The organism is Bacteroides ihuae, assembly GCF_900104585.1.
In the GTDB taxonomy this organism is placed as follows: Bacteria; Bacteroidota; Bacteroidia; order Bacteroidales; family Bacteroidaceae; genus Bacteroides; species Bacteroides ihuae.
Genome location: NZ_FNVX01000004.1, coordinates 991,214 through 1,010,823, shown reverse-complemented (window position 1 = coordinate 1,010,823; position 19,610 = coordinate 991,214). Strand labels below are relative to the sequence as shown.

At 38.5% G+C, this 19,610-nt stretch carries 13 protein-coding genes; 10 read left to right on the top strand and 3 right to left on the bottom strand.

Annotated features, from left to right (window positions below; translation table 11 throughout):
• Nucleotides 1-78: 78 nt before the first annotated feature.
• The gene (locus BQ5338_RS05005; RefSeq protein WP_071145889.1) at nucleotides 79-807 is read left to right on the top strand and encodes an MBL fold metallo-hydrolase; all 729 of its coding nucleotides are present in this window, start codon (nucleotides 79-81) and stop codon (nucleotides 805-807) included.
• A 64-nt stretch (nucleotides 808-871) separates the two neighbouring features.
• On the opposite strand, the gene BQ5338_RS05000 is transcribed toward BQ5338_RS05005, so the two are convergent.
• The gene (locus BQ5338_RS05000) at nucleotides 872-1,537 is read right to left on the bottom strand and encodes a hypothetical protein (protein ID WP_071145678.1); all 666 of its coding nucleotides are present in this window, start codon (nucleotides 1,535-1,537) and stop codon (nucleotides 872-874) included.
• Between the two features lie 136 nt (nucleotides 1,538-1,673).
• Between BQ5338_RS05000 and BQ5338_RS04995 the strand changes: the two genes are divergently transcribed.
• Nucleotides 1,674-2,363, top strand: coding sequence for a carbonic anhydrase family protein (locus tag BQ5338_RS04995; RefSeq protein ID WP_071145888.1), 690 nt, complete (start codon nucleotides 1,674-1,676; stop codon nucleotides 2,361-2,363).
• Between the two features lie 103 nt (nucleotides 2,364-2,466).
• On the opposite strand, the gene BQ5338_RS04990 is transcribed toward BQ5338_RS04995, so the two are convergent.
• Nucleotides 2,467-3,219 (bottom strand): DUF1349 domain-containing protein, encoded by a 753-nt coding sequence (locus tag BQ5338_RS04990; protein ID WP_071145887.1) that lies wholly within the window; start codon nucleotides 3,217-3,219, stop codon nucleotides 2,467-2,469.
• Nucleotides 3,220-3,338: 119 nt separating this feature from the next.
• On the opposite strand from BQ5338_RS04990, the gene BQ5338_RS04985 reads away from it, so the two are divergent.
• Nucleotides 3,339-4,118 (top strand): response regulator transcription factor, encoded by a 780-nt coding sequence (locus BQ5338_RS04985; RefSeq protein WP_071145677.1) that lies wholly within the window; start codon nucleotides 3,339-3,341, stop codon nucleotides 4,116-4,118.
• A gap of 130 nt (nucleotides 4,119-4,248) precedes the next feature.
• On the opposite strand, the gene BQ5338_RS04980 is transcribed toward BQ5338_RS04985, so the two are convergent.
• Complete coding sequence (locus tag BQ5338_RS04980) at nucleotides 4,249-5,640, bottom strand: MFS transporter (RefSeq protein WP_071145676.1); 1,392 nt, start codon at nucleotides 5,638-5,640, stop codon at nucleotides 4,249-4,251.
• A gap of 215 nt (nucleotides 5,641-5,855) precedes the next feature.
• Here BQ5338_RS04980 and BQ5338_RS04975 point away from each other — a divergent pair, with 215 nt between their 5' ends.
• The 7 genes from BQ5338_RS04975 (at nucleotide 5,856) to BQ5338_RS04945 (ending at nucleotide 19,609) form a co-directional block, all read left to right on the top strand.
• The gene (locus BQ5338_RS04975; RefSeq protein WP_071145675.1) at nucleotides 5,856-8,576 is read left to right on the top strand and encodes a substrate-binding domain-containing protein; all 2,721 of its coding nucleotides are present in this window, start codon (nucleotides 5,856-5,858) and stop codon (nucleotides 8,574-8,576) included.
• A 236-nt stretch (nucleotides 8,577-8,812) separates the two neighbouring features.
• Nucleotides 8,813-11,866, top strand: a complete 3,054-nt coding sequence (locus tag BQ5338_RS04970) for a SusC/RagA family TonB-linked outer membrane protein (protein ID WP_071145886.1) — start codon at nucleotides 8,813-8,815, stop codon at nucleotides 11,864-11,866.
• A gap of 20 nt (nucleotides 11,867-11,886) precedes the next feature.
• A complete protein-coding gene (locus tag BQ5338_RS04965) occupies nucleotides 11,887-13,584 on the top strand; it encodes a RagB/SusD family nutrient uptake outer membrane protein (protein WP_071145674.1) in 1,698 nt (565 codons plus the stop codon).
• A gap of 20 nt (nucleotides 13,585-13,604) precedes the next feature.
• Nucleotides 13,605-15,002, top strand: coding sequence for a DUF4960 domain-containing protein (locus BQ5338_RS04960; RefSeq protein ID WP_071145673.1), 1,398 nt, complete (start codon nucleotides 13,605-13,607; stop codon nucleotides 15,000-15,002).
• A gap of 33 nt (nucleotides 15,003-15,035) precedes the next feature.
• Nucleotides 15,036-16,598, top strand: a complete 1,563-nt coding sequence (locus tag BQ5338_RS04955) for a glycoside hydrolase family 32 protein (protein ID WP_071145672.1) — start codon at nucleotides 15,036-15,038, stop codon at nucleotides 16,596-16,598.
• Between the two features lie 22 nt (nucleotides 16,599-16,620).
• Nucleotides 16,621-18,423 carry a glycoside hydrolase family 32 protein gene (locus BQ5338_RS04950; RefSeq protein ID WP_071145671.1) on the top strand — a complete coding sequence of 601 codons (1,803 nt, stop codon included), beginning with the start codon at nucleotides 16,621-16,623 and terminating at the stop codon, nucleotides 18,421-18,423.
• 22 nt (nucleotides 18,424-18,445) lie between these two features.
• Nucleotides 18,446-19,609: an MFS transporter gene (locus BQ5338_RS04945; protein WP_071145670.1), complete on the top strand. Its 1,164-nt coding sequence runs from the start codon at nucleotides 18,446-18,448 to the stop codon at nucleotides 19,607-19,609.
• Nucleotide 19,610 lies beyond the last annotated feature (1 nt).

Here is a 19,610-nt window from a genome sequence, read left to right as displayed (position 1 = left end):
TGTATATTTGTGGCAAGAACAATGCGAAGATTTGCAATGTTCTATTATTATCCTTTAATCATTAAAAGAATTCGGAAGATGAATACTAAATTGGTCATGTTTGTGTGTGGTATGCTTGTTGCCGCTTCTGCTTGGGCAGGGCCTTACGATACCGATACGTTTAAAACGAAGAGTAATAAAGAGGTCGTGATAACCTTCATTAAGCACGGTAGCCTGATGCTTACGTATGGAGGGAAGCATATTCAGATAGATCCGGTTTCTCAGTATGCTGATTATGCCACTTTTCCTAAGGCCGATGTCATTCTAATTACGCATGAGCATCCCGATCATCTGGACTTGAAAGCGATCCAGACAATCACTAAAAATACGACCGAGTTGATAGCCAATGAAGCTAGCCAGAAGAAAATAGGCAAAGGAAAAGTGGTGAAGAACGGAGATAAGGCAACAATCCTGGGAACTGTGACGCTCGAGGCTGTTCCGGCATATAACACTACACCTGAAAGGAAGATGTATCATCCCCGTTATCGTGACAATGGCTATGTGCTTACCTTCGATGGGCTGCGTATATATATCGCCGGCGATACTGAAGATATTCCCGAGTTGAAGAACCTTAAAAACATTAATGTTGCATTCTTACCTGTCAACCAACCTTACACAATGACTGTAGAACAGGCTGCTAATGCAGCAAAAATGTTCTCGCCTAAAGTTCTCTATCCGTATCATTATAGCACTACCGTTATTGAGGGATTGAAGAATGAACTGAAATGCAATACCGAAATTGAAGTTCGGATCAGGCAAATGCAATAAAAATGACGTGATTATCTTATCACGTCATTCACTTCATCCATGTCGAAAAACAATGGATTCTATCTTATTTGCGAAAGTGACTTCTTATTTTTTGGTAAGCTTCTGTGTATAATTCCTCGTCTTTACCTTTTAGCGGATAGCTCTTTGCCGGTAGTATCGGAATAACTTTTACCGGATGATTCTTTGCATCGTAGATATTGCCACAAATAGATTGGAATACCTTTCCGTCAACAGGCTGGTAGAAAGGTTCTTCTACTGATTCCAAACCTTTATTGCGTGGCTGAGCACCATGTACAAAGGCTTCATCATCACCGTAAAATCCAAGCTTCTGTAACCAGTAATTTGTTTGTAATGACATGGAAAGAACGCATTCGATGGATGGATTTTGTTCTAATACCCATTCAATATGCGATAATCCTTTGATGGCTTTTTCTTCCGGAATAAGTACCCTTTTCCCTTTAGGAGCAGGCGTTACGTAATCATTGCACAGGTTCGTGATATACATTTCAGAAGGCTTAACACTGTTAAGAGTGGCAAAAGTCAAGTGATTGAATAAGTTGCGTGCTTCTACGTTGCGGCTACGTTCACCGTGGTCTTCAGGAAAACTGCGGAAATAATAGTCGGCAAACATGGCAACCTCTGTTGCGGTATCCGACCATTGTAGGTTAGAATCTTCGCCTATCACTAATACTTTTGCCGGTTCTGCAGGTTTTAAGTCTTTTGATCTCATATCTTATTTTAAATTAATTCATTCGGTAATAGTGTACAAAGATACGCTTTTATATTAGTAAACAATTCGACTTAATTCATTGTTTTACTTCTCAATCAGAGCAAGTTTGTTTGCTCTAATGATAAAAATAGGAAATATGCAATCAGAACCTTTAAATGAAATGCTCTCGAATGCGATATTAACCGAGGAGCAACGAGCTAAATTATCACCCACAGATATATTAGATCTCTTAAAAAAAGGGAATAACGATTTTACTGAAAATAACTTAACGGTTAGAAATAACACCCAAAGAATACGAGCTGCGGCCATAGGGCAATATCCTTTAGCGGTAGTACTTTCCTGTCTGGATTCGAGAGTTCCGGTGGAAGATATTTTTCATAGAGGAATCGGTGACTTGTTTGTAGCCAGAGTGGCGGGTAATATTGTGAATGATGATATTCTGGGTAGTCTGGAGTATGCTTGCAAAATATCGGGTGCTAAACTGATACTTGTATTAGGACACGAATATTGCGGCGCTATCCAGTCTGCTATTGACAATGTAAAACTTGGTAACATTACTACGTTATTATCAAAGATACAACCTTCTGTAGAAGCAGCATCGGAGATACTAAAAGGCAAACATTCATCTTCAGAATCTGACTTTGAAAATCTTGTCTGCGAATATAACGTAAAGAGGTCGATAGAGCAGATACGAAAAATGAGTCCTATCCTCAAAGAGATGGAAGACGGAAAGGAGATCCTTATTGTTGGTGGTGTGTATGATATGAAGACAGGAGAGGTACACTTCCAATTGGCGGAAATGTCTTATGAAGGCGTTAATGAATAAACTGATGTAAAGTCACTACTCTTGTTTTTCGGCATTTGGTAATCTTTGCTGAAGAACAAGAGTAAGTGAAATACTTGCAATAGCTATCATTCGTGTAATGCTTCTAGTTTCCCATGCGGAAGTCCGAAACACTATTCTGTTTCAAACTAATTTCTTCAAAATTGGTTACACTTCCTTTTTCCATAGGGCATTGTGCGCTAATCCCTAACCAAATTTCTTCTGGATAATTATTCTTATACAAGCGTACCATATGCCATTCTTTGTTATCAAGAGAATAATAGCTTCCAACAGTACGGGTGTCTGATGAGATTTTCATGTAAGCCCAAGGAATGTTGATGATATCGTGGTTATTGTCATCAGAAGTTCCAATGGTTCGCACAGTTACCATACGATGATTACCTCGCTCATCTTGTTCAAAACAGAATTTCTGCCAGAAATTATCATTTACATAAATATAAAGTACTCCAGCATTGTAAAGTCCTGTTTCGGTGAACTGTGGTGCTACTTTTGCCGTAAATGTAAAGGGTTTGGTGTTATCTACTTTTGTCAATAAGATAGGAGCAGTATTATTAGACAACTGACTGTTAGGATCACAGAAATAATCTTTCTTCTCTCCTACACGAAATTCTATTTTTTCTTTGTTGTCTATGCTTACAAGAGTGTCGGCTCCATTCACTGCCTTAGTAAAATGAATCCCTGAAAGTTTTATATCACAAGGTATTCCATTGATACGAGCGGAATCAGTTGCCACTTTATCTTCTTTTTTAGAAGAAGTACTTGAAGTCTCCTTATTACCGCAACTGCTTAAAAGCGTTGCTCCCAGAATTACAGACATAAAAAAGTTTTTTCTTTTCATATTCATTATTTATTGATTGTCAATACAAATAAGTATTTTTGTAATATTTCAATGTTGCAAAGTTAACTTAAAGACAAGGTTTTTGCAATGCCTAAAATTAACCAATTATTAGCTATCATATGACAACTATATCAGCGCAGGATGAATTATTTTCTACTTTGCTGGAACAATCTTTTTTCGATGCCGAACATAGAGAAATATTGCTTTCTAAATACAGCCAGTTAGCTAAAGCGTATGTTGATATAGATCATAGCATAGCTGTATTGTCTGACTTTCAATATAATAAAAGTTATATCTATGCCGGAAGTTTTGGCGATATCTTTGGCTTGCCTTCTCATAGTCTTTCAATTGACTCTGCCTTTGAAGAATGTATTTTTAGTAAAATTCATCCTGATGATTTAAGAGAACGGCATATTTTAGAGTTGCGTTATTTTCAATTTCAGAAGAATCTTCCTCCGGAAGAACGTCACAAATATAATACGTTTAGTTATATTCGAGTTTGTAATGCCTTGGGTAAATATCAGTATATCACTCACCGGACTTTCTATCTGACAAGCTTGCCTAATGGTAGTATTTGGTTGGCTCTTTGTTTGTATGCTCCTTCTATGGAACAACATCCTCGACAAGGAATTGATGGCAAAATCATTAATAACGAGACGGGAGAGATATTATCTATTGAAAGATACAAACAATATGATTGTACATTACTAAGTGGTCGTGAATTGGAAGTTCTGACTCTTGTAGCGCAAGGAAAAGGAAGCAAACAGATAGCCGAACAACTGAATATCGCACTTTATACCGTTCATCGACATCGGCAAAATATCATAAAGAAAATGCAAGTAACGAATGGCGCTGAAGCTGTGCAAACGGCACTCGTTATGGGGCTTATTGTCGTTTGATACTTTCTTTAAGATGATCTTAATCTCTGCTATTGAAGCGATCAGAACTGTTAATCATGTTATATCTGTCGGAATTTCATGCAACTTGTCTGGGAGAAGATTTGGAATATGATGCTCTGTCTCCGATTCACTAATTATTCTCTTTGTTGCGTTGCCTGGCAAATCCTTCATGAACCGCTTTTTCGTCAAGTAAACTCATTGCGATAATACCCGTTGCCAAAGCAGCAATACAGATCCATAGTATGGCAGGAAGCGATAGGCTTAACATTTTCCCGAAAACGGATGTAGAAAGAACCCCACCCATTACTTGAAAGAATTCGATGGTGGAAACCAGTATTCCCATTTGGGTGACTGAGATGATGGCTTGAGGCACAATGTTTACGACTGGGAAGTTCATGCCAATACCCAATCCGGCTAATAATAGTGCCACTACCATGAGTGGCATTGAAATATCTGTGCCAAAGAACAAGAGCACGGCAAAACCGGCAATGGCAATAGAGAAATTTATAATACTTGATTGACGATATCGTTGTGAGCGCGATACTATTGCTCCACCAGCCATTCCACCAACGACCATTGATAGTGACATGGGTAGCATCATTATTCCGGAAAAAGAAGCACTTTCCTTCAATACAATCTGCAGAATATAAGGGATGTATAGTATAAGCCCGAATAGAGCGACATATCCCATTGCTGCTGCAATTGCTGCCTTTTGGAAGACTTTGTTTTTTAATAGGCCCGAGGGCAGCATGGGCGAATGTGACTTTTGTTCCAATTTGACGAACCAGATTGTTAAGCAGATAGAAAGGGCGGCGAGAATGAAGAGTAGGGGAGATGTCCATGGCAAAAGTCTTCCTCCTTCGGTGAGGCAGAACAAGAGTGGAAAAACAGCTGCTAAGAAGACCAATATACCTTTCACATCCAAACCATTATTAGTGGTGTCAGCATGTTTGAGTAGTGATAGATGGCGGTTTAATAAATAGAAGGCCACAATACCAATCGGTATATTGATGAAGAATATCCAATGCCATGACATGTATTCCGTTATCACTCCACCCAATACAGGACCGAGTAAGCTGGCCAGTCCATGCATTGATGCAAGGATGCCTATGTATTTTGCTCGTTGCTTAGGAGGGAAAAGTTCTGCAGTAATGATAAATGTGCTCGAAGCCAGTACTCCTCCACATGCACCCTGCAACCCTCTGATGAGAATCAGCATTGGCATATTAATCGATATAGCACACAATATGGATGTAGCCAAGAAGCCCGTCATTCCCCATAAGATGACAACTTTCCGTCCAAAAACATCCGAAAGTTTTCCGGCTATAGGAATTGCTACGGTAGAAAAAAGCAAGTAGGATGTGAATGGAAGCGAATAATACTCCATACCCTGCAAATCCCCTATGATTTTGGGCATGGCTGTTGCAACGATCGAATTGTCGAGTGCTGCAAGTAGTAAGCTTAACATTAATCCTGCCATGATAGCAGGCACGTTTTCTAAAGAATTCTTTTCTGCGTGCATCTTGAATAGGTGTTTTATCGTTCAGGTGCAAAAGTATAACTTGTATTGTACTTAGCTTGTTCATTCTCTAAATTAAATTTTGCAATTCTTGCTATATTGTCAATTTCTACCAAAACAGCTATGATACTCATTAAAATTTTAATCTTATGCAGAAAGTCTTTGGATGATTATATTCTTATCTTTACCGCCTAATACGAAAGCTTAAAAACTGTGGTATGAAAAACGTTATAATCTTCTTTTGCCTCATAATTACCCTTTGCTTGCAGGCATGCACCTCTTCATCTAAAGAAAAGCAATATACGATAGGAGTCTCTCAATGTGTGCTAAACGATGCTTGGCGTCAATCAATGATTAAAGAACTAATGATTGAAGCATCCAACTATGATAACATTAAGATTATTGTTAAGGATGCAAATAACAGCAATGAAAGACAAATAGATCAGATACGTGAGTTAATGGGAATGAAGGTGGATGTACTTATTATCTCTCCTTTTGAATCGGAAGCCATAACTCCCATCGCTGAAGAGGCTTATAAAGCGGGGATACCGACTATTATAACTGATAGAAAAATTAATTCGGATTTCTATACTTCATTTGTTGGAGCTGATAACTATGCAATTGGTTTTGCTGCCGGAGAATATGCTGCTATTCACGTGCTGCCAGGATCTACTGTTCTGGAAGTTTGGGGATTAAAAAGGTCTTCACCGGCACGTGAAAGACACCAAGGTTTTATTGATGCCATGAAAGCGCGTACCGATGTTCGCTATGAATCATTTGAAGGTGATTGGCTTTACAAAAAAACAAGAAATCTTCTTCCCAAACAGACAGGAATAGATCGATGTACTTTTATTTATTGCCATAATGATATGATGGCTATTGCAGCACGAGAAGTTACGGACTCTATTAATCATAATCGTTCAAAAGAAAAGACTCAAATCATTGGCGTGGATGCAACAGCGGGTGCAGGGCTGGAGGCAGTTGCAGATGGGCGTATTGACGTCTCCTTTCTCTATCCGACAGGTGCTGAGGAGTTGATAAAAATATCGATGGATATAATAAACGGTAAGCCTGTTCCTAAAAAGATCGCATTGCAAACATCGCTAATCGACATGAAAAGTGCAAGAAATATCTTGTTAGCAACCAAGCAGCTACAAAACTATCAAAAAAGAATTGAGGGGCAACGCTCAAAGATTGATCAGCTATTTGATCGGTTCGTGTTTCTTCGCAGCTCGCTAACCATCATCTCTGCTTTGATGATCGCTTTTGTACTACTTTCTGTTTACGCCTTTTTTATTAATAGGAAAATGCAACGAGTAAACAAGAAACTGATAGAGAAGAACAAAAAGGAAGAAGAGCAAAACAAAAAACTTATCTCACTAAATGCTGAAATAGAGCAAGTTACAGCACAAAAGCTCCAATTCTTCACAAATGTGTCACATGAGGTGCGTACTCCGCTTACTTTAATATTGGGGCCCTTGGATCGCCTTATCAGACTTTTGCACAATTCCCCTTATCTGCCTGACCTGGAGTTGATGCATAAGAATGCTGATCGCCTGCTGAGAGTCATTAATCAGATTCTGGACTTTCGAAAGGTAGAAAGCAATCAGCAAGAGCTTAAAATTGAGCAAACGGAACTGGTTAGTTTTGTGGGAGAAGTAAAATCGTATTTTGAAAACATTGCTACGTTACGGCATATCACATATACTTTTTCCTCTGAGATGAAAGAATGTTTTTTGTGGATAGATCAAGATTTGATGGAGAAAGTATTAGTGAATCTGTTGTCCAATGCATTTAAGTTTGTTTCGGAAGGAGGAATCATTTCTCTTGTTATTAAGGGTGAAGGCGATAAAGTTATTATAGAGGTGGAAGATAATGGTTGTGGTATACAACCTGATAAGATCGGTAATATCTTTAATCGTTTTTATACAGAAAATAGCTCTGCTGGGACTGGTATTGGACTGCATCTGGTTAAAGAGTACGTATCCATGCATAAAGGAGAAATAGCTGTAGAAAGCACTCCTGGTAAAAAAACGGTATTTACTATTACTTTAAATAGAGATAAGCAAATTAGTCAAGGAGATAACGTACGTGAAGTTGATTTATCGCTAAAGTCATACGTTACTACTGTATTGGATGACCAAACAGAGAAGAACTTACTTTCTCAAGCCTATTCTTATATCATCTTGATAGTAGATGATGATGAGGACGTGCGCATTTATTTGCAGAGAGAACTTCAGGAGAACTTTAAAATTCTAACTGCATCCGATGGTGAACAAGCATTGGACATTTTAAAATCCGAAGAAGTCTCATTGGTGCTTAGCGATGTTATGATGCCTCGGATGAATGGCTTTGAACTGTGTCGGGAAATAAAAAGTGATGTTCTAATTAGCCACATACCTGTAGTGTTACTAACTGCACTTTCTGATGTCCGGCAACAAATATATGGTGTAATTGGCGGAGCAGACGGCTATATTCGGAAGCCTTTTCATATTAATTATTTGAAGATAAAAATTATTAGATTACTGGAAGAACGAAAACGACTTCGGGAACAACTGCTTGATAAACTTCAAAAAGGTAATGTGCTGCAAATTGACCCTGAAAAGATTGATAGTTTAGATGATGTCTTTTTGAAAAGGTTTATGGAACAGATTGAGAAGGTCTATTCAGATTCAGATTATAACATTGAAAAACTGAGTGAAAGCTTAGGGTTATCCAGAGGACATTTGCATAGAAAGATAAAAGACTTAACAGGAATCTCCCCTGTGGAATTCTTAAGAAATTATAGACTTAATAAAGCAGCTGTTTTGCTTAAACAGAAGAACCTGAACGTGAATGAGATAGCTTATCAAACGGGATTCTCTTCACCTGCATATTTCTCTAAATGCTTTAAAACGGTTTATAATAAAACTCCTTCCGAATACCAGGAAGAGGATTAATCGCTCATTTTAATTTTAATAATAAATGTCTTATCTATATCTTATTTGTTATAGATAAGACATTTGTGATACTTCTTGTCTTTTTTGTTATCTCCTCCTTGTGTAACACTGCTTACTTTTGGGCAAATAAAATTCATTTGTTAATGCTAAATTCAAAACCTATGAGTAGAACACATCTTTTCTTCTTGCCCAAATGGTGGATATGGGTATTCCTACTGTTTATTGTACCGGTTGCTATGGCACAACAAGTCAAAGTAAATGGTGTTGTAACTTCAAAAAGCGATGGTGAACCTATTATAGGCGCCAGCATTTTAGAAAAGGGTACGACCAATGGAACAATTACCGATTTACAAGGTCGCTTTACGTTGTCTGTTAAAGATAATGTGGAAATGATTATTTCTTATGTAGGGTATAAAACAATAACGCTACATGCCAAACCTACGATGAAGATTATTTTGGAGGAAGACACCGAAATGTTATCTGAAATTGTCGTTACTGGTTATACTACACAGCGAAAGGCCGATTTAACAGGGGCTGTATCTGTGATAAATATTAGTGAAATACAGAAACAGGGAGAAAATAATCCTATTAAAGCATTACAAGGTAGGGTTCCCGGTATGAATATTTCTGCTGACGGTACTCCCAGTGGTTCATCAACTGTACGTATTAGGGGGATAGGAACACTGAACGATAATGATCCTTTGTATATCATTGATGGGGTACCGACTAAAAATGGTATGCATGAATTGAATGGCAATGATGTAGAGTCTATTCAAGTTTTGAAAGATGCTGCATCAGCTTCCATCTATGGTTCAAGGGCTGCCAACGGAGTTATTATTGTTACGACCAAGAAGGGTAAAAAGGGACAAGTAAAAGTGACTTTTGATGCTTCTCTAACCGTTTCCAGTTACCAATCAAAATTAGATGTGCTCAACTCTAAAGAATATGGAAGCGCTATGTGGCAGGCATATGTGAACGATGGCATTAATCCTAATTCAAATGGCATCGGTTATCTCTACAACTGGGGATATGACAGCAATAATCAGCCAGGCCTTAATGGGATGAAACTACCCAAATACCTCAATAATGATAGCACAATGCCGGCATCAGACACCGATTGGTTCAACGAGATTACTCGTACTGGTGTCATTCAGCAGTATAATTTATCGGTAAGTAATGGAAGTGAGAGGGGTAATTCATTTTTCTCTGCCGGATATTATCATAATGATGGTATCGTGAAATATACCGATTTTGAGCGTTTCTCGGCTCGTATGAATACGGACTATAAGTTAATCGGAGATATGCTAACAATCGGAGAAAACTTCACGCTTAATCGCACGTCAGAAGTGAGCGCTCCGAGTAATATCATTAGCGATGCACTTGATATGCCTTCTATTATTCCTGTACACACTACAAGTGGAGGATGGGGAGGCCCTGTTGGAAATCTGCCTGATCGAAATAATCCCGCACGTGTGGTGTATGACAATCGTAATAACAAATATACCTATTGGCGTCTGTTCGGTAATGCTTTTGTCAATCTGAACTTATCTAAAGGTTTTAAGATACGCTCAAATTTCGGTTTGGATTATGCAAACAAGCAACAACGTAACTTTACGCTCCCTTATGAAAATGGATATAAGAGTGATGATCTGAGTGCTGTAACAATGAAGCAAGAGCACTGGACCAAATGGATGTGGAATGCATTGGCTACTTATGAAATAGAGAGTGGGAAGCACCGTGGAGATGCTATGTTGGGGATGGAACTTAATCGTGAAGATGATAGCAACTTTTCTGCCTATAAAGAAGACTTTGCGATATTAACCACAGACTATATGTGGCCTGATGCGGGAACAGGGCAATCGCAGACTTATGGTAGTGGAGAAGGATTCTCTTTACTCTCTTATTTTGGTAAGATAAATTATTCATATGCGGATAAGTATTTAGCATCTTTGACTTTGCGTAATGATGGTTCTTCCCGATTTGGTAAGAATAATCGCTATGCAACTTTTCCAGCCGCATCATTAGGATGGCGCATTACTGAAGAAGCGTTTATGAAAGCTTCAAAGACTGTTATCGATGACTTGAAACTAAGAGCATCTTGGGGAAAAACAGGAAATCAAAATATTGCTAATCTAGCTAGATATACTATTTATGTTTCAAATTACGGAACAAATGACACTTATGCTGGTGGAACTTATGGAACGTCTTACGATATTGCTGGAACAAATGGTGGCGGAACGCTTGCGTCAGGCTTCAAGCGCAATCAGTTAGGTAACGACAATATTAAATGGGAAACAACAACTCAAACTAACATTGGCTTGGATTTTTCACTATTCAGTCAGTCACTATATGGTTCGGCTGAATACTACTATAAAAAGACTACAGATATATTGACCGAAGTGACTGGTATTGCTGCCTTAGGTGAAGGAGGCAGCCAGTATGTAAACGCCGGTTCTATGCAAAATAGAGGGGTAGAATTAAATTTAGGATATCGTAATAAGACAAAAGCCGGATTTAATTATGATATAAACATGAACTTGTCTACTTATAGGAATAAGGTTCTCTATGTGCCTGAAACAGTTGCGGCTGCAGGTACTTTTGGCGGCAATGGTGTGAAGAGTATAGTAGGACATTCGATCTATTCTCAGGCTGGATATGTAGCTGACGGAATATTTAAATCACAAGAAGAACTTCTTAATCATGCCACTCAGGAAGGAGCCGATATCGGGCGTATACGTTACAAGGATTTAGATGGGAATGGCGTCATTAATGAGAGTGACCAAACCTGGATATACAATCCTACTCCTGATTTTAGTTATGGCATCAATATGTATTTCGAATATAAAAACTTTGATCTATCACTCTTTTGGCAAGGAGTACAAGGAGTTGATGTGATGATGTACGATGTGAAGAAACAAACAGATTTCTGGTCGGCCTCCAATGTGAATTATTTGAATAAAGGGAAGAGAGTTTTGAAAGCATGGACACCTGCCAACTACAATTCTAATATACCTGCTCTCACCACTACCGATACTAATAATGAAAAACGTCTTTCATCTTATTATGTAGAGAATGGTTCTTTCCTGAAGCTTAGAAATGCACAAATAGGTTATCGACTTCCTCATGAAGTAGTTAGTAAGTTGAAGATGCAAAGTGTACGTTTCTATGTTAGTGGACAAAACCTCTTGACAATAAAGTCGAAGAGCTTTACCGGTAAGGATCCTGAAAATCCACTTTATGGTTACCCAATACCTTTAAATGTGACGCTTGGCTTTAACATTGGCTTTTGATAATCTTAATATGCATTATTATGGAAAAGAAATATTTATTTGTTCTTGCATTAGTCTTTTTACTATTAACAAACAGTTGCTCTGATTTTCTTGATAAAACACCTCAGGGAGTTTTAACTGATGAAGAAATCTCTTCACCTGAGTATGTTGATAATCTGGTCACTGCTGCTTATGCTATATGGGTATCGGGTGATGATATGAACTCATCCTTCACACTGTGGAATTATGACGTAAGATCTGACGATTGTTATAAAGGAGGGTCGGGAGCAGCCGATGGTGATGTTTTTCATTTTCTTGAAATAGCTCAAGGAACACACTCCACTGACTGGAATATAAATGATATCTGGGTTAGATTATATAAATGTGTGACCCGTGCTAATACGGCGTTGCAGTCACTTAATAGTTTAGATGAAAAAGAATATCCGCTGAAAGAAGCACGTATTGGAGAAATGCGTTTTTTGCGGGGCCATGCTTTTTTTATGCTGAAAGAGTTGTTTAACAAGATTGTTATTGTTGACGAGACTATCGCCACTGAGGATTATACTTCTTTGTCCAATGTTACTTATACTAATGATGAAGAATGGCAAAAAATAGCTGACGATTTTAAGTACGCATATGATAATCTACCTGAAGTTCAAGGAGAAGTTGGACGACCAACCAAAGCTGCCGCCGCTGCCTATCTGGCTAAGACTATGCTGAATAAAGCTTATAGGCAGGATGAACAACATAATGTAACGGAAGTAAATCAAAGTGATTTAGAGTCTGTTCTTACCTATACAAATGATGAAATAATGGCTACAGCCGGCTATGGGTTAGAATCGGATTATAGCATGAACTTTCTTCCAAACTATGAAAATGGAAAAGAATCCATTTGGGCGATACAATATTCAATTAATGACGGGACCAAATACGGTAATTTGAATTTTGGTATGGAGTTGACAGTACCCCAATATTTAGGATGTTGCGATTTCCATAAACCTAGTCAAAATCTCGTAAACGCATTTAAGACGGAAAATGGTTTACCTGCCTTTGATGATTATAATATTGATAATTATGATAGTACAGAGGATAATTCTGACCCTCGTTTGTTTCACACTGTTGCAATGCCTGGTTTTCCTTATAAATATAATACCAACTACGTCTATACAAAAGATTGGAATCGTAACCCGGATTATTACGGAGTATATGCATCATTAAAAGAAAACGTAGATCCTGATTGTACTTGTCAGGCAAAAATAGGGGGAACCTTTTGGGCTAACTCTTTGAATCATATTGTGATCCGCTATGCAGATGTGTTATTGATGAGAGCAGAAGCATTAATAGAGCTTAACCGTTCAGGGGAGGCATTACCACTTATTAATAAAGTGAGAAGTAGAGCAGCAGCAAGTACTAGTCTGATCTTTGACTATGCTCCTAGTCTAAAAATCTCTACTTATAAGAATGGTGAGAATTGTACGTGGACTGAGGATTTTGCTAGAAAAGCGCTACGCTGGGAACGGCGTTTAGAATTCGGTATGGAAAGTTCTCGCTTCTTTGACCTAGTTCGTTGGGGAATAGCCGATCAAGTTATCAATGCATATTATCGGTCTGAAGAAAGCCGTAGGACATATTACGGGGATGCTTCTTTCACGAAAGGTAAAAATGAATATTTGCCAATCCCATATAGCCAAATTACTGCAAGTGGTAATTTGTATCAGCAGAATAACGGTTGGAATTAATTTATTAATATTAAAGAGCTATGAGATCATTTTATAAATATATTTACTTCTTTTCAATCATTGCATTTGCTGTACTGATGGGTAGCTGTGATAATAGTAACACATCCGAGCTTAATTTAGATTGCGATGCAAATATTACGTCTTTCAGTCTTGATGGATATGAAGGTACCATAGATCAAACAAAGGGAACAATCACTGTTCAGGTTCCTGATGGAACGGATGTTGCTGCCATGACTCTCGAGTATATTTTATCAGATGGGGCAGAAGCTGATTTGGCAAATAAAAGTACGATTAATTTTTCCTTACCGGTAGCTCTGCTTGTCAGTAATGGAGATGTCTATAGGAAATACACCGTTATAGTAGAAATAGATAAAGCTAAGATGCTTAGTTTCAAGATTAATAATTCATATATAGGAACGATTGACGATGAGGCGAAAACAATCACAGTCTATGTCCCAAAGGGTACAGATGTAACTCAACTTACAGCAACATATACGATCACAGATGGTGCTGCAGCTACCCCTGAAAACGATGCACTCATTGATTTTAGTAATCCGGTAACATTTACTGTTACTCATCGCACTGCGACCTCTACATATACCGTTTCTGTTATTCCAACGGATATAAAGTATACCGCTTTTGTTGGTACTGCCTCATCAATTGATGAAATAGAAAGCCCTGAAGAAAAAGCTGCGGCAGTATGGATGCTCCAGAATGTCTCTGGTGCAGAATACATTTCCTTTGCCGATATTAATAATGGTAGTGCACAATTAGGCAAATATTCGATGATATGGTGGCATTGGCATGTAGATGGATATTCTGATGCCACAGGAATGCCAAGTGGAGCTACACAAGCAATACAGAAATTCAAGGATTATTATCAAAGTGGAGGCAATTTGCTGTTAACCCGTTTTGCTACCAGATATCTTGCTTCATTAGAGATTACACTAGACAAAGCATCGCCTAATAATTCTTGGGGTGGAAGTGAAGATAATTCTGAAATAGCAGGATCTCCTTGGGGAATCTCCTTCAAAGGGCATGCGGACCATCCTTTGTTTGCAGGTCTGCAAACTGCGTCGGGCAAGGATTATGTTGCGTACTTATTTGATACAGGATATGCTGTTACTAACAGTACGGCTCAATGGCATATTGGTTCCGATTGGGGCGGATATAACACTAAAGAAGACTGGCAAAACACAACAGGTGGCATTGCCCTAGGACGAAGTGATGGTGATGCAGATAATGAAAGCGGAGCTATAGTTATCGCCGAGTTTCCCAAAAGAGGAAATTCAGGGAAAGTCATTAGTGTAGGCTCAGGAGCATTCGATTGGTATGGCAACGGGGTAACTACTACAGGCACCTACAGATCGAATCTTACGACAATGACTAAAAATGCCATTGAATATCTTAGTGAATAAGAAATAATACAAATTATATTTTAATACATTATCATGAAAAATATGATTCTTTCCATTACATATATACTTGGAATGTCATTATCAATTATTGCTTGCAATGATGATAATGCTCCAGTCGCAGATGATAAAAGTCTGAGTGAAACAACTACCTTTAAAAGTGTGTCTGAACCTAATATCTACAACTTATACTATAAACCTGCAGTGGGATATGTGGGTGATCCAATGCCTTTCTATGATGAAGCGAGTGGTAAGCAATACATTTTATACTTGCAAGATTGGCGCGATGGGGCTTCCACTTATCATCCTATTCATTGCGTTAGTACCTCCGATGCTTCTTCTTATACATCTTATGGAGAGGCAATAGCTTGTGGAACACTCGACGAACAAGATCCTGCTCTTGGTACAGGAAGTACGATCCTCAAAGATGGTACTTATTACACCTTTTACACAGGGCATAAGGATAATGCAACTAGCTCACAGCCAAAAGAGGCTATCTTACTGGCAAAATCGACTGATTTAAAGACATGGAAAAAAGATCGCTCGTTTCGTTTGGATGCTCCAAGTGGATATACGTCCAATGATTTTCGTGATCCGGAGGTCTTTTACGATGATGAGGCTGGATTATACAAAATGTTGGTTGCGACTAAGAAAGGTGGAACAGCTATTATTGCTCAATTTAGCTCAACTGATTTGTCTAACTGGACTGTAAATGAACCTTTCTTTCATAATGTGTGGGGCCGATTCTATGAATGTCCCGATGTGTTTAAGATGGGGAATTATTGGTACATGATATATTCAGATAAAGATATAACACGTCAGGTACAATATTTTTATGCGCCTACATTGGCAGAGTTACAACAGAGAGGTGATGCGTACTTTCCACCCAATGAAGGGAAGCTGGAGGGCACGGCATTCTATGCGGGTAAGACAGCGGGGGTAGCGAATGAACGATATATGTACGGATGGTGCTTTACAAGATCAGGAGAAGACAATGCGGGAACAGGCGATTGGGCTGGAAATCTAGTAGCGCATAAGCTGGTTCAAAATAGTGACGGTACTCTTGGACTTGCCATTCCTGATGCAGTAGAACAGAAATTTAAAACCAGCCAAACACTAACAGAACGCAGCAAGACAGGTGAGGTGAGTGGTAGCATTTTAGATGGATATACACTTAATGGAGGATCTTCTGTCCGCTTCTCTCGGTTGGAAGCAAATAATAAGATTACAATGAAAGTTCAAGCATCGGATAATAACGAAGCTGTATTTGGTCTTTCATTTGTTGATTGCAGTGACCAAAATATAAAATATAATATTTATATTGAAGCACGATGGAAGGTGCTAAAATTCGATAAGGTCATCACTGATTCTGAAACGGGTCAAGAATCGAGAATAAACATCAATAATAACGGTTTTACTCCTTCATCAGATGCTAGCTATACGATTACAGTTGTAAACGAACAGTCGGTCTGCGTTGTCTATATTAATGGGCAATATGCATTCACCAATCGTATCTATAATATGCAGTATAATCCATGGGGCATTTTTTCATCGGATGGCTCTGTGAGTATTGCTGATATAACATTAAGTTCCTATTAAAAAAACTTTTTAATTAGTACACATGAAACAACTTCATCTAAAACTTCTTATGCTAACTCTCATGGCTACTTCTGCAATCTTGCAAGTGTATGCTAATGATGGAAAACTGATCATTAAGCATTTGGGTGATAAACAAAGCATTATACATCTTAATGCGTCTGGAAAATATCTACTATTACCGGTTGAGGAGAAATCGGGAGAAGCCAAATTCTATGTAATATCGAATAATGATGTTGTTAAAACAATCAATATTCATTTGGCAACCGATAAGGTGGACTATTACGTGCCGCTTGACCTGTCTCTTTATGATTTGAAAAGCTTATTGTTTAATGTTCAGCAGGTATCCGATTCTGCTATCTGTTGGAAAACACTTCAGCTATCCAACACATTCGATACCTCAAATAGTGAGCAATACAGGCCTCTCTATCATTTCACTCCATTGTATGGGTGGATGAACGACCCAAACGGCATGGTCTATAAAGATGGAACATATCACTTGTTCTATCAATATAATCCTTATGGGTCAATGTGGGGAAACATGCATTGGGGGCATGCTGTTAGTAAGGATCTAATAACGTGGAAGAACTTGCCTGTAGCTATTTCACCAGATGGCCTTGGAGCTATTTTTAGTGGCAGTTGCGTTGTTGATAAGGATAATACTGCCGGTTTTGGGGCAGGAGCCATCGTCGCTTTTTATACCTCGGCGGGAGAGCGACAAACTCAAAGTATGGCTTATAGTCTGGATGATGGACTTACTTTTAAAAAATATGACCGCAACCCAATATTGACCTCTACGATAAGAGACTTCCGTGATCCGAAAGTAATCTGGCATAAAGCATCCAATAAATGGATTATGGTGTTGGCCGCTGGGCAAGAAATACAATTTTATTCATCCACTAATCTGAAAGACTGGGTGTATGAAAGTAACTTTGGAGAAGGACAAGGCGCTCATACCGGGGTGTGGGAATGTCCTGATTTGGTTGAAATAGCCATTAAAGGAACAACAAAAACAGAATGGGTACTGATCTGTAATTTGAATCCGGGGGGGATCTTTGGCGGATCAGCCACTCAGTATTTTGTTGGCTCTTTTGATGGTAAAAAGTTTATCAATGAATCGCCAAGCAAAACAAAATGGATGGATTGGGGTAAAGATCATTATGCAACCGTGACTTGGAGTAATGCTCCACAAGGACGGAACATAGCATTAGCGTGGATGAGCAACTGGGATTATGCGAACAATCTGCCAACAAGCCAGTATAGAGGAGCTGTCTCTATTCCTAGAGAACTATCCCTTTATACTTATGAAGGAGAGACTTATTTATGTAGTGTACCTGTAGCAGAAATGCTCCAATTGAGGGAGAAGTCCAGTAAGAGGAAAGGGTTTAAAGTAAATGCTTCACAACAGGTAAAGCAACAATTACACTTAAATAATTGGGGAGCTTATGAACTGGAGTTAAACTTCAAGAACGTCGATTCAGAGATGATGGGCTTTAGCCTTCAAAACTCAAAAGGAGAAGAGGTTACCATGAGTTTCAATATATATGATAATCGATTTGTGATGGATAGGCGGAATAGTGGAAAGACTGACTTCCATAAAACTTTTGCTACTTCAACTTGGGCACCGATACATAATAAAGGAAAAGAATACTCATTGCGAATCTTTGTAGACAAAAGTAGCATTGAAATATTCGATGGTAATGAGAAGTTTGTCATGACTAACCTCGTTTTCCCTTCAGAGCCTTACAATAGTATTAATTTCTATACTAAAGGAGGGTCATATAGCGTCACATCTTTTACGATTTATAAATTAGGACTGAAAAATTAATCCCCAATAAAATAGGTATAGTATGAATAATATTAAGAACTCTTACATCAAGTTGATCCCTGTAATGCTGGCTTTCTTTGCCATGGGGTTTGTAGATCTCGTGGGCATTGCAACCAACTATGTGAAAGCCGATTTTGCACTGGATGATACCACAGCCAACCTGTTCCCTTCTATGGTTTTCTTCTGGTTCCTCATCTGCTCGGTGCCAACAGGTATGTTGATGAATAAAATTGGTAGAAGAAAGACGGTGTTATTAAGTTTAGTGGTAACAGTGTTTGCATTACTGCTTCCTGTGCTAGATTATAATTTCTACATCATGCTTCTTTCTTTCTCTCTTTTGGGAATAGGCAATGCATTAATGCAAGTTTCACTGAATCCACTGCTTTCGAATATTGTTAGCGGAGATAAACTGGCTAGTTCGCTAACCTTTGGACAGTTTGTTAAAGCTATAGCCTCTTTTTCCGCTCCTATTATTGCCGCTTGGGCGGCTATGCAATTTAATAATTGGAAAATATTATTTCCCATCTTCATGGTTGTAGCCGTAGTGGCGGTTGTGTTTTTAGGTATCACTAAGATTCAAGAAGATGATGAAAAAGGAGAAACGTCTACTTTTACACAATGCTTTGCTTTGTTAGGCGACAAGCTTATCTTTTTCTCTTTTGTTGGTATCATGTGTCATGTTGGGATTGATGTGGGTATAAATGTAACTGCTCCTAAGATTTTGATTGAACGCTTAGGTATGACGCTAGCCGATGCCGGATATGCTACCAGCATCTATTTTCTGTTCCGTACCATTGGTTGTTTCTCTGGTACTTTCATTTTAGCAAAGCTGTCTTCCCGGATTTTTTTTGCTGTGAGTACATTGATGATGTTTGTTGCTATGGGCGGACTTTTTTTCGTAGAAAGCAAAACGGCTATTTATGTCTGTGTAGCATTAATGGGGTTCGGTAATTCTAACGTTTTTCCAATTATTTTCTCACAAGCCTTGCTTCACTTACCTGAAAAGAAGAATGAAGTTTCCGGACTTATGATTATGGGATTGTTTGGCGGCACAATCTTTCCTCTTGTTATGGGAGTTGCCTCTGATACAATGAAATCTCAGGCAGGTGCCGTCGCTGTCATGTTAATGGGTATTATTTACCTCATTACATTTACAACAAGAATAAAAAAACAATTAATTAAATAGG